Here is an 11927-nt window from a genome sequence, read left to right on the forward strand (position 1 = left end):
TGAGCCCGGTTCAATACCGAGCTCACGCCCTCGCGGCCTAATCTGACTTCACGGTCCAACAAACCGGGACCAGTTCACTGGCACCGCGCCTCCCGTCCGTCGGGTCCGTGCCATCAGGGCACGTGACCAGTCGCGTGGTCTCGCTCTGGTCAGTCGGTGCCGGAGTCGAAGGCTGCGCCCTCGGAGGCGAGGTCCGTCCGGCGTCCGAGTGCGTCCTCGGCGTCCGAGGCGATGACGGCGCCACCGAGGATCTCCTCGGACTCGCCCGCCTCGAGCTCGCCGACGAGCTCGGCCGTCGCACCGCCGATGAGACCGGCGGCCGCGTACTGCTCGAGCCTTGAGCGGGAGTCCGCGATGTCGAGGTTGCGCATCGTCAGCTGACCGATGCGGTCGTCCGGACCGAAGGCGGCGTCGCCGACCCGCTCCATCGAGAGCTTGTCGGGGTGGTACGACAGCGCCGGACCCGTGGTGTCGAGGATCGTGTAGTCGTCGCCGCGGCGCAGGCGCAACGTGACCTCGCCGGTGACGGCCGACGCGACCCAGCGCTGCAGGGACTCGCGGAGCATGAGCGACTGCGGGTCGAGCCAGCGGCCCTCGTACATCAGGCGCCCGAGGCGACGGCCCTCGTTGTGGTACGACGCGACCGTGTCCTCGTTGTGGATCGCGTTGAGCAGCCGCTCGTAGGCGATGTGCAGCAGGGCCATGCCCGGTGCCTCGTAGATGCCGCGGCTCTTCGCCTCGATGATGCGGTTCTCGATCTGGTCGGACGCGCCGAGGCCGTGACGACCGCCGATCGCGTTCGCCTCGTAGACGAGTGCGACGGCGTCCGTGTACTCCTGGCCGTTGATCGCGACGGGGCGTCCGGCCTCGAAGCGGATGCTGACGACCTCGGTGGCGACCTCGACGTCGTCACGCCAGGCGGCGACGCCCATGATCGGCTCGACGATGTCCAGGCCGCTCGAGAGCTCTTCGAGGCTCTTCGCCTCGTGCGTGGCACCCCAGATGTTGGCGTCGGTCGAGTACGCCTTCTCGGTGGAGTCGCGGTACGGGAAGCCGCGGGCGACGAGCCACTCGCTCATCTCCTTGCGACCGCCGAGCTCCTCGACGAACTCGGAGTCCAGCCACGGCTTGTAGACGCGCAGACGCGGGTTGGCCATCAAGCCGTAGCGGTAGAACCGCTCGATGTCGTTGCCCTTGTAGGTGGAGCCGTCGCCCCAGATGTCGACGCCGTCCTCCTTCATCGCACGGACGAGCATCGTGCCCGTCACCGCACGACCGAGGGGCGTCGTGTTGAAGTAGGTCTTGCCGCCGGAACGGATGTGGAAGGCGCCGGTCTGCAGGGCGACGAGGCCCTCTTCCACCAGGGCGCTCTTCGCGTCGACCAGGCGGGCGATCTCGGCACCGTACTCGTGGGCGCGGCTCGGGACGGCGTCGATGTCCGGCTCGTCGTACTGACCGATGTCGGCCGTGTACGTGCAGGGGATCGCCCCCTTCTCGCGCATCCAGGCAACGGCGCAGGAGGTGTCGAGACCCCCTGAGAACGCGATGCCGACTCGTTCGCCGACGGGGAGACTGCTCAGGACCTTGGACACGGGGTCAATCGTACGGGGAGACCGGGGCACGCTACCGTCCAGCGCGACGGTTGTGGAGAACTCGTCCCGCGAACCGGGAACCGATCCGCTGCGCCCGGACAATACAGGGCATGAACCAGATCACGGGGGACCGAGCGGACTGGGCGCTGGGCATGGCCGGCGACGGCCGAGCGGTCGGACGCGTCTTCGACCGCCACGCCCCACGCCTGCGCCGGCACGCCGTCGGCCTCGTCCCCACCCCGGTCGACGCCGACGACGTCGTGGCCATCGCGTTCCTCGAGGCCTGGCGGAAGCGCGAACGCGTCCGCTTCGTCGACGACTCCATGTTGCCCTGGCTGCTCGTCACGGCGACGAACACCGCGCACAACCTGACCCGCGCCACCCGCCGTCACCGGCTCTTCCTCGGGAGGTTCCCGGTCGACGACCCCGCTCCCGACCCCGCAGAGTCGTTCACCGACGCCGAAGCGGTCGCAGCATTGCGCGGGCTCCCGATCGCAGACCAGCGGGTGCTCACGCTCTGCGTGCTCGAAGGCCTCGGCGAACGCGAAGCGGCCGCAGCCCTCGGGGTCGCACCGGGCACCGTGAAGTCCCGGCTCCACCGGGCGAAGGCACGACTCCAGCAGCAGTACTCGACGTCAGCGGAACCCCTCGGAGGCACACTGTGAACGACCACATCTCCCCTCGTCTCGCCGCGATGCGCGACGCCCTCGTCGCCGACGTCGACGCGACGGCCACGGCCACGGCCACGGCCACGGCCAGCCCACCGGCCCGTCGACGCCGCCGACCGACGCGGGGAACGGTGATCACGGTCGCGGCGGCCTTCCTCGCCGGTTCGGCCGTGACCGGTGGGATCACCGCGGCGGCCCTGCCCGCGACCGACCAGGACGCCGTGCTCGAGACCGCCCTCGCCACGTCGACGCGCTACCAGGTGGAGGAGGGGAACCACGCGACACTGCTCGGCACGCCAGCGTTCGCCGTCACCCGCGGCGAAGGCTCGTTCCCCCTCGGCACCCGTCCCGACGGCGCGGATCGCGTGACGCTCACGTGGGAGTGCCTCGAGCCGGGGACGTTCACGATCCGGGTCGACGGGACGACCGTAGACTCCGCCGCCTGCACCCCCACGAGCACGAAGGACCAGGTGACCGTGCTCGGCTCCCGCTGGGGCATGTACCCGGCGCCGGGATCGGGAGGAGCCACCGTGTCCGTGTCCGGCGAGGGTTCGGCGCGGTACGCGGTGTGGGCCTCGTGGGCGAAGTCGGCCTCGATCGCACGGCCGTCCGCCCAGCAGCGGGCGGAGACCGCCGACGGGAAGGTCACGCTCGACGAGTACACCGCGGCGTTCAACCGGCTCCAGGCCTGCCTGGCGCAGGCCGGTCAGTCGATGGGCACCGTCCCGCTGTCGTGGTACGCCGACGGCGCATGGACGAGCCGACCGACGGGAACCGGACCGTGGTACCTCTACTCGACACCCTCGGAGGGTTCGGAGACCTTCGACACCCAGTGCTACCCGCGCGAGTTCGGAGACGTCGACGCCGTCTGGCAGGACGAGCACCCCATGCCGGAGGACCCGCCGGTCCAGCCGGCCGCGGGGTGATCGTCGGTGCCCCTGGAAAGCGCTGCAGGGACGAGAACCCCTTCGACCTGCTGGTGCCCCTGGAGGGACTCGAACCCCCAACCGTTTCCTTAGGTTGCTGGGCTCCCGGGCATTCCTGGCACTACCCGCATATCTGGTCTGACCAGGCATTTCCTTCGGAACCGGTCGGACGCCGTCTCCCGGGTTTTCCCGTTGATTCCCGGCCGTTCCCGTCATAAACGTTGACCAAAGCGTTGACCTCGACGCCGCGTGTGCGGCGAAGCCGCATGTGCGACCGGCCAGAGGGGGCCAAGGCGACTTCCCGCGCTGTAGCCGCTCCTACGCACCGTACAAGACACCTTCCCACGGTGCGTCTGTGAAACAGAAGAAGCGCGAGCCCGGTGGGGCTCGCGCTTCTTCTGCCGCTCCTACGGCCGCGGTTCAGATCACCTCGTCGCGGTATGCCGGCTGCCCGTAGCTCAGGCCTTCCCACCGCACTTCGATTGGCCACCCGCCGCCCTTCGTGACGACTCCGCGCGTGCCTCCGGCCACGAACGACCTGCTCATGCCGCCGTGATCCTTCGCTGCCGCGACGACCGTGCCAGCCGAGATTGCCATGCTGTGCTCCCTTCACCGTGGGCCGCCATCCGGCCCCGCACCCTCCTTATGCGCGGACTCCGACCGTCAGCGGTCGACGGTACAATTCCCGCCCACACGACCCGCCGACCGGAAGGCAGCCACCGTGATTCTCGACCCCCGCATCGCGGTATCCGGCGACTGGCACGGGCGGCTGGACCTCGCGCCAGCCGTCATCGACGCGGTCGCCGAAGCCGACGTCCGCACGCTTGTCCAGCTTGGTGACTTGCAGATGCTCTTTCACGGGACCGCGCATGAGCATGAGCGGCTCCGGAGGCTATCCGCGCACCTTGAACTTCGTGGCGTGCAGCTGCTCGTGGTGCCCGGTAATCACGACGGGTACACAGCAATCAACAGGCTCCCCACCGACAGTGAAGGCGTGCGTCGTTTCAACGAACGCATCGGTTTCCTCCCCCGCGGCTGGCGAGCGCGGACCGCGACAGGCACTACCGTGGCGGCGCTGAGTGGCGCGAACAGCATTGACGTAGGCACCAGGGGCCAGCAGCTTTTCGAAGACTCGCTGCCGAACTGGTGGCCGGAAGAATCCATCACCGAATCGGACCTCACCGCCCTCGGCCACGAGCCCGTCGACCTGCTACTCGGCCACGATGCGCCGGCCTCCAGGGCGCTGGGTGAGGTGCTTGAGCGCGCGGACCACCTGTGGGATCCGGCGGGGCTTGCGTATAGCAGGCGTGGCCAGCGGATGTTCCACCGGGGGTTCCTGCAAGTGAAGCCGCGGCTGGTCGTTTCAGGGCATTACCACCTGAACTTGGACGCAGTGGAAGGCTACGTCGGGGACGACGGTGCATCGTTCGAATCGCGAAGCGTCATCCTCAACAAGCTGGGGTTGGGGCGAGCCAACGCAGTCGTAGGCATTGAGGAGCTGAGCGTCGAGCTGCTCGACGAATGAGGATGCGGCGTCGGCCGAGCATAGGGGCCCCACGGTCAACCGTCGTTCCTGAGTTCGAGTTTCAGGCCGAGCGCCTGCGCCACCTTGGCGATGGTCGCAGTTGTGACGTCGTTGTTCGCCTCGACGCGCGCGATCGTCGGGCGTGACACTCCGGACTTCTCTCCCAGCTCCGCCTGCGACCAGCCCTGCTTCTTCCGTGCCTCGCGGATGACGTCGCCGAACCCGTGCTGTTCCGCTTCGCCCATAGTCACGCGCCTTCCGTGTCGGAGCCCGCGCTCCCGCTAAGAAGGTGCTGAGCATGTAACGCGTCCGCAGCGATATCGGCGATCTGCCTGACAAATGCCGGATCCGTCATGTACGACTGGATTTCCTTCGACTCGTTCACCGTCTTGAGGACCGCGATTCCGACGGCGCCGCTGAAGCCCTCGGACGCCTTGAGCTGAGCGAGGGAGTTGTTCTTCGCCATCGCCACGGCCTCCTCATTGGCGTCGAGGAAACCCCAGAAGGTCGTAATGAAACCCGAGACGCTTTCGGGCCTGACGTCGACCCCCTTGGCCTTGAACATCTCGTTGACTTTGTCGATGGCTTCGTCAAGTGGTCCGCGCTTCGGTGCGGCGCTGCCGCCGTACTCTCCGTCAAAGATGGGAAGCTTGATGCCGTCTCCGCTGCCCTCGCTGACCGAGTGGTCCTCCTCGATCGCGGACGGGACGAGCTTGACGCCCGATAGCTGCACGCCCTCGAGGAAGCTGTCGTCGCGGTTATCGCCGTCGGCGTGGAGATTCCGGCCCAGCAGGGTCGCGAGGATGGCGCGGCGGTGCAGCTCCGGATCCTGGTAGTCGACGATCTGGCTGAGGAACTGCCATGCGTTGCGGTACCCGAGCACGTTGGCGCGGAAGGTGTCGAGTTCTTCCCTCCGCTTCTTGTCCTTCGACAACACAGCCTGCCACCGCTGGCCGTTCCACCGGCTCTTGATCGGCGACAGCGCCTTGGCGATAGCCTCCCCACCGGCGTCGTGGAGGAAAGCATCGGCGACCGCGTCCATCTCCTCGTGCGTGTAGAGCCCGGCCGTATCAAGCCGTTCACCGACTGTGATCAGTGCATTTGGGTCGATGTCACCGTCGACATGCGCGTCGGAGTAGTACAGCTTAAAGTCTGCCTGGACGCTCGCGGGCGTATTGCGGAAGTCGACGACCATCGGTGCGGTCTTGCCCGGGTAGATGCGGTTCAGCCGGGACAGTGTCTGCACGGTGGCGACGCCGGAGAGCTTCTTGTCGACGTACATTGCCGTCAAGCGCGGCTCGTCGAAGCCCGTCTGGAACTTGTTCGCGACGATGAGGACGCGGTAGACGCCCTCCTCCCGGAAGACCCTGCCCACGTCGCTGACGCCGTTGACCAAGACCTCGGTGACGCTCTCGCCGTCCTCGTCGGTGAGCGAGCCCGAGAATGCCGCGAGCGTGCGGAGGTCGTAGCCCTTCTCGGCGATGTAGGCGTCCATCTTCCGCGACCAGCTCAGCGCCTCCATGCGCGAGCTGGTGACGACCATGGCGCGCGCTTGGCCGCCGAGAAGCGGCTGCACATTGCGCCGGAAATGCTCGACCACGACCCGCACCTTCTGAGCAATGGCGGTCGGGTGGAGCCTCGCGTAGCGAACGATGCTCGAGACCGCCTCGCCGGTGTTGACCTGGATGTCACTCTCCGACTCCTCGCCGTCCAGAGTGTTCTTCACCCGGAGGAACATGTCATAGGTCGAGTAGTTGGTGAGCACGTCGAGGATGAAGCCCTCCTCGATCGCCTGCGCCATCGTGTAAGTGTCGAAGGCCTCCCAGCGGTCGCCGACCTGGGTGCCGAACAGGCGCAGCGTCTTCCCCTTTGGCGTCGCGGTCAGGGCAACGAAGGTGATGTTCGCGGACGCCGCGATCGCCGAGTCCTTCGCGGCGAGGAGGTCGTCGGCGCTGATCTCCTCGTTGGGGTCGACCTCGACGTCCACGAGCAGCTCCTTGAGCTGCTTGGCAGCCGAGCCCGACTGCGACGAGTGGGCCTCGTCGGCCACGACCGCCCAGCGCCGGCCCCGCAGCTCCTCGGTGTCCTCGATGAGCTTCATGACCTCGGGAAAGGTCTGCAGGGTGCAGGTGATGATGTGGTCGCCCTCGACGAGCGCCTTCCTCAGCTGCGGCGACTTAGCGCCGGACTTCTCGCCCACGGCCACGACGAGGCCCTTGCTCGACTGCACGAGGTTCATGTCGTCGCGGATGTTCTCGTCCAGGACCGTGCGGTCGGTGACGACGATGACCGAGTCGAACGTCGACTTCGAGTCGGCGCTCATGTGCCGGATCAGGCGATGGCTGAGCCACGCGATGGTCTTGGTCTTGCCGGAGCCGGCGGAGTGCCAGATGAGGTAGCGCGTGCCGGGCCCGTTCGCCTCGATGTCGGCGACCACGCGCTCAACGGCACGCAGCTGGTGGAAGCGCGGGAAGACGAGCCGACCGTCGTCTTTCTTCCCGGACTTGCCCGGCTCGAAGAGCGCGAAGTCTTTGAGGATGCGCATGAAGTTCGGGCGCGCGAGGATCTCCCGCCATAGGTAGTTGGTCGACGAGCCGGTCGCCGACGGCGGGTTGCCCTCGTGGCCTTCGTCGCCCTGGTTGAAGGGCAGGAAGACGGTGTCCCCGCCCTGCAGCTTGGTCGTCATGTAGACGAGGTCGTTGGAGACCGCAAAGTGAACGAGCGCCCGCCCGGGCGCGAGCAGCGGGCGGCTCCTGCCGGGCTTGCGGTCCTCCTTGTACTGGCGGATCGCGTGGTTGACCGTCTGCGTGTTGTCGGTCTTGAGCTCCAGCGTGACCACCGGCAGGCCGTTGGCGACGAGCACGACGTCGATGCTCTCGTTCGTCTTCGTGTCGAAGCGGACCTGGCGCAGGACCCTGAGCCTCACAGCCGCGGCCGCCTCGACGACCTCAGTCAGGTTCGGGTTCGCGGGCGGGAAGGCCATCATCGCGCCGAACTTCGCAGTCGGACGCCCGATCTGCGCATAGGAGAAGCCCTTGCGCAGCACGCCGAGCAGTCCGCCGACGGGATGCCCGGTCGTCGAGTCCATCCTCGTCGCCTTGGCAAGCTCCTTGGTGATGTGCTCGAGGAGCTTCCGCTCCGCATCGGCCCTCTGCGCGCCGACGAGGTCCCCGGGGATGGCCTTCTCGTACTCGTCCGGGTACTGGGTAGCCAGCCAGTGCAGCGCGTCGGCCGGCACCATGGCCAGACCGACGTCCCACCCGGTCGGCTTCCCGTCGCCCTCATACAGCCAGCCGCGCTCGGCCAGCTCGGAGCAGAGGTTCCCCTCGAACTCGCGCTCCATCAGCTGCGCGTGGCTCATGCGACTTCCTTCTTGCCGGTGACGACGTCGAGTAGGAACGCAGATGAGCGCTCCACGAGGAGGTCACGGAGGCTGGCGAGCTTCACCAGCATCCCATCGATGCGACCGGTGACTTCGTCGAGATGTGCAATGGCTTGACCAAGCTCCGCTGGAGGCGGAAGCGGTATCGAGAGGGCAAGTAGATCTCGGACGTTGATCCGCGGGGTGCGAACGTTGCCCTGGTCTGCCCCACCGATTCCGCGAACCCACTGGGCCATGAACTCGATGAACTGAGGGGAACGCATGACATACTCAACCCAGCTTGAGGAAACACCGTCACGAGGCCGAAGAACTGCATAGTCCGGGCTCACCAATCCGCTCGCGGCAGCCCGCCCAAGTCCACCTTGGAACGCACGCATTCGATTGACGACGATGTCTCCTGTCTGAGCGACCTTGTACTTGGTCAGATCCGCACCGGCCTGCTGTCCAGACAAGGAGTGCTCGCGAAGCAAAACACCGTGGTGGATTGAGACAGAGAGCAATGGGAGCCTCTGGTTCTCTTCTCCGGCTCGATCGTCCACTTCGTCCATCAGCCACTGAAGCCTGACCGTGTCGAAGCCCAGGGCATGGACGGTCGACCACGTTGCAGTTCGGCGGGCGCGTAGAAGTGAAGCAAGCTGGTCGAGCCGACCGTTCATGGCCTCGGTGCGGTCCATCCGATCTGCTACATGTCGTTGCACTTCAATCGGAGGCAGCGGGACCCTGATCCGAGACATCCGCGTGAAGTTCGTTGACCACAGATCGTCGACTATGCCCGTACCCCAGCGGAAGAACTCGTCCTGGAACGCGATGCTCCGGAAGAGGTGGTGGCCGTATTCCGGAAGCAGGATGTCACGCCTCGGAGTCATGACGGAGTAGACGACCGAGACACTCCCGTCCTGGCGGGCCAGACCGGACGCCCCACGTCGGTCGGATCGAGAGTTGATAACCAGGTCGCCGGCTCGGACGAGCTTCCGATCGCCTTCGGTCTGTGACTTGGCGACGCCCGCCAGCTGGGGCGTCACGCCCAGCTTCCCGACGGACAGCGCCGGAAAATCCGTCTCGCTGACCTTTTCGTTCCGTTCGGCCACCACGGACCCGATCGGAGCCATTACGAAAGCAGCGCTCTCGAGTAGCGATCGATGAACTGCCAGCTCGGTCACTGGTCGCTCACCAGCTTGAACATGGCTGCGAGCTCGCTCATGAGCCCCTGCACCTTGGAGTCGATCTCTTCGAGAGACCGTGGCGCCCGCGGCGTATAGAAAATCCTCGTGAACGGAATTTCGTTGCCCTGCTTCGCTTTGCCTTCGTCCCACTTTGCGTCGGGAGAAAAAGGCAGCACCTCTCTCGCCATATGCTCCGCCAGGTCTTCGCTCAGCTGTACGCGCTCGGTCATCTTCCAGCCGCTCGAAACGACTGGGTTGCCCTTCCGGTCCACGGCAGGTGGCGCTGACTCATCGGGCACCGCAAGTGCCTTCATCACGGCATCCACCAAGCCGAGCGATGCCTTCAGCCCAGCTGCCTTCACCGCTTGGGTGAAGGCCTGAGGAAGCTCGTTCCAGCTTGTGCCGTCGAGCGATTCGAGCACGGACACGTGCCCTTCCTCGAAGTCCTTCCGCTCGCGCAGCGCCTCGACTGCATCAATACTGAAGCGAGCTGAGAGTCGAGCCTGCTTGTAGACAGCGACATCTCGGAATCTGAAGTCGTCCGGAGCCATCACGCGCGATATCTCCGGGTCCGCGTCGGCGAACGCCTTGTACGCCTCGAGCACCGGGTGACGGTCCGTCGTGCTCATCTCCCGACGCTTCTCACCCATGGGCCTGCGCAGCAGAGTCCACTGGTCCGATCCGTCGATCAGCTGGATCTTTCCCTTCCGCAGCGGGTCCTTGTTCGTGTCGAGGATCCAGACGTAGGTCGGGATGCCAGTCCCATAGAACATGCTCGGTGGCAGAGCGATGATCGCGTCAATGAGGTCCTCATCGAGGAGCCACTCACGGATGGCGGTTGGCCCTTTGTCCCCGTTGAAGAGCGGAGCCGCGTTCGAGACAACGGCGGCGCGACCGCCCTGGCCGTTCTTGCCGGCTGGGCTGAGCTTCGAGGCGCAGTGGGCCAGGAACAGCATCTGGCCGTCGGCCGTGCTCGGGAGGCCGTGGCTGAACCGCGAGACCGGCACCTTCGCCTGGTCGCGTACAGATTTCTCGTCGGCCGACCAGTCCGTGCCGAACGGCGGATTCGAGAGCACGTAGTCGAAGTTCTGCCCCTCGTAGAGGTCCTCGACGAGGGTGTTGCCCTGCTTGATCGCGTCGGGGCGGCCGCCCTGGATGAGCAGGTCCGCCTTGCCGAGGGCAAATGCGGACGGCATGAGTTCCTGGCCGTAGAGCGTGACGTCGATCTTCGTGTTCATGCGCCGCAGCGCATCCTGGGCTATCAGCAGCATGCCACCGGAACCAGCCGTCGGGTCGTAGATCGAGCGCGCTGCGCTCTCCCCTGCGAGGGTGTCGTCGTCGTTGGCGATCAAGACGTCGACCATGAGCTTGATTGCGTCACGCGGCGTGTAGAAGTTGCCGGCGGCTTTACCCTTCTTGTTGAAGGCCCGGTACATGACGTCCTCGAAAACGTCGCCCATGCCGGTGTCACTAAGGTCCTTCGGTCCCAGCGGTAGCGTCGAGAAGTGCTTGACGACGGCATGCAGACGGTTGGCGTCGGCGAGGACCTTCGCGCGTCGGTTGAAGTCGAACGACACCCAGATGTCGGCGATGTTGTTCGAGAACCCGTCGACGTAGCTCTTGAGGGACTTGTCCACGTTGTCGTCGACCGACGCGATAGTGGTCAGGTTGAGCGGCGACACGTTGTAGAACCCCAGGCCGAACCGGTCCTTGACGGCTATGTCGATGAGGTGCTGCGGCATGCCGGCGAAGCTCTTGACGTACTTGACGACGTCGTCCTTATTGTCGGCCAGCATGCACTCCAGACGACGAAGTACCGTAAACGGCAGGATGTAATCGCCGTAGTCCTCCTCATCGACGATGTTGCGCAGATACTTGTCGGCCGTCTCCCAGACGATCCGCGCCGTGGTCTTCCTGGATGCCTCTGCCGTCTCGGCCATGCGTGCTCGTTCCCGCTCGTCGCGCTGCTCGCGCTCGTCCCCTGTATCAAGGACTTTACACGGCTGTTGTATCAGCAACGTGACATCTTGGGCTCGTGTCCGGGGCCGGCGGGCTCCTTCCTAGCGGCGGCCTTCCGTGCTGTCGGGACCGAGCAGCAGCGCTCAGCAAGCAGAAGCCTCCTCCTCCGCCAACGGGTGTGCGCCGCCGGGACGGCACTTCCCCGCGGCGCCCCGCGCCGGCACCCGGGTCACGGTGGGCTGCGGCGGCCAGCAGCGATGTCGGCCCACAAGTCCTCGGCGACGTGAGCTTCATGGAGCGAGCTGTGAAGGGAGCTCTCCGCGCACACCCACGCAACCACGTCGAGCGCCTGCTCCGGTGTGAGGACAGCGCCCGCTTGAATGCGGGCCACCCATCCGTGACGGATCAGAATCTGGCGCAGACTGTCGGATGCGCCGGCTGGCTTCACCCGCTGGTACCGATTTCCGCCGTTGCCGCATCCTATATTCACCTCTACCGCAAGCCGTCCCTGCGGCAGAGTGAGCAGTTGCACTGCAGCGGCCTGCTTCTCTTCCCCGGGCCGGTAGGCGGTGATGCCCGCCGCGGAGCCGGGCTTCGCGAGGGCCAACGCGGCGATGTGGCTCTCAAGCGCTGCCCACTCAACCGAGACGCCGGCATCGGTGACCAGCGCCGCGGTCGGTAGCTGCTCCCAAGTCATATATGAGGTATGCGC

At 66.1% G+C, this 11927-nt stretch carries 10 protein-coding genes; 3 read left to right on the forward strand and 7 right to left on the reverse strand.

Features of this window, described 5'->3' with window-relative positions; genetic code table 11:
* Positions 1 to 149: 149 nt before the first annotated feature.
* A complete protein-coding gene (gene argG, locus HQQ88_RS04790) occupies positions 150 to 1592 on the reverse strand; it encodes an argininosuccinate synthase (RefSeq protein ID WP_131877443.1) in 1443 nt (480 codons plus the stop codon).
* Positions 1593 to 1702: 110 nt separating this feature from the next.
* On the opposite strand from argG, the gene HQQ88_RS04795 reads away from it, so the two are divergent.
* Together HQQ88_RS04795 and HQQ88_RS04800 are read left to right on the forward strand one after the other, a co-directional pair.
* Positions 1703 to 2257: an RNA polymerase sigma factor gene (locus tag HQQ88_RS04795; RefSeq protein ID WP_123312044.1), complete on the forward strand. Its 555-nt coding sequence runs from the start codon at positions 1703 to 1705 to the stop codon at positions 2255 to 2257.
* Positions 2254 to 3186 (forward strand): hypothetical protein, encoded by a 933-nt coding sequence (locus HQQ88_RS04800; RefSeq protein ID WP_173168802.1) that lies wholly within the window; start codon positions 2254 to 2256, stop codon positions 3184 to 3186. Before HQQ88_RS04795 ends, HQQ88_RS04800 begins: the two co-directional genes overlap by 4 nt.
* Before the next feature lie 420 nt (positions 3187 to 3606).
* Here HQQ88_RS04800 and HQQ88_RS04805 read toward each other — a convergent pair whose 3' ends face one another.
* Positions 3607 to 3783, reverse strand: a complete 177-nt coding sequence (locus HQQ88_RS04805; RefSeq protein WP_173168803.1) for a hypothetical protein — start codon at positions 3781 to 3783, stop codon at positions 3607 to 3609.
* Between the two features lie 124 nt (positions 3784 to 3907).
* On the opposite strand from HQQ88_RS04805, the gene HQQ88_RS04810 reads away from it, so the two are divergent.
* A complete protein-coding gene (locus HQQ88_RS04810; protein ID WP_173168804.1) occupies positions 3908 to 4711 on the forward strand; it encodes a metallophosphoesterase in 804 nt (267 codons plus the stop codon).
* Positions 4712 to 4746: 35 nt separating this feature from the next.
* Here the strand turns inward: HQQ88_RS04810 and HQQ88_RS04815 are convergent, their stop codons facing one another.
* From HQQ88_RS04815 to HQQ88_RS04835, 5 genes are all read right to left on the reverse strand, one after another.
* Complete coding sequence (locus tag HQQ88_RS04815; protein WP_173168805.1) at positions 4747 to 4956, reverse strand: helix-turn-helix transcriptional regulator; 210 nt, start codon at positions 4954 to 4956, stop codon at positions 4747 to 4749.
* 2 nt (positions 4957 to 4958) lie between these two features.
* Entirely contained in the window at positions 4959 to 8072 is a 3114-nt protein-coding gene (locus HQQ88_RS04820; RefSeq protein WP_173168806.1) for a DEAD/DEAH box helicase family protein, read from the reverse strand.
* Entirely contained in the window at positions 8069 to 9253 is a 1185-nt protein-coding gene (locus HQQ88_RS04825; RefSeq protein WP_173168807.1) for a restriction endonuclease subunit S, read from the reverse strand. The genes HQQ88_RS04820 and HQQ88_RS04825 overlap by 4 nt, the downstream gene beginning before the upstream one ends.
* Positions 9250 to 11196, reverse strand: coding sequence for a type I restriction-modification system subunit M (locus tag HQQ88_RS04830; protein ID WP_173168808.1), 1947 nt, complete (start codon positions 11194 to 11196; stop codon positions 9250 to 9252). Before HQQ88_RS04830 ends, HQQ88_RS04825 begins: the two co-directional genes overlap by 4 nt.
* A 248-nt stretch (positions 11197 to 11444) precedes the next feature.
* On the reverse strand, positions 11445 to 11912 hold the full coding sequence (locus tag HQQ88_RS04835) for a hypothetical protein (protein ID WP_173168809.1): 468 nt from the start codon (positions 11910 to 11912) through the stop codon (positions 11445 to 11447).
* Between the last annotated feature and the right edge of the window lie 15 nt (positions 11913 to 11927).

The organism is Curtobacterium sp. VKM Ac-2861 (assembly GCF_013204965.1).
GTDB lineage: Bacteria > Actinomycetota > Actinomycetes > Actinomycetales > Microbacteriaceae > Curtobacterium.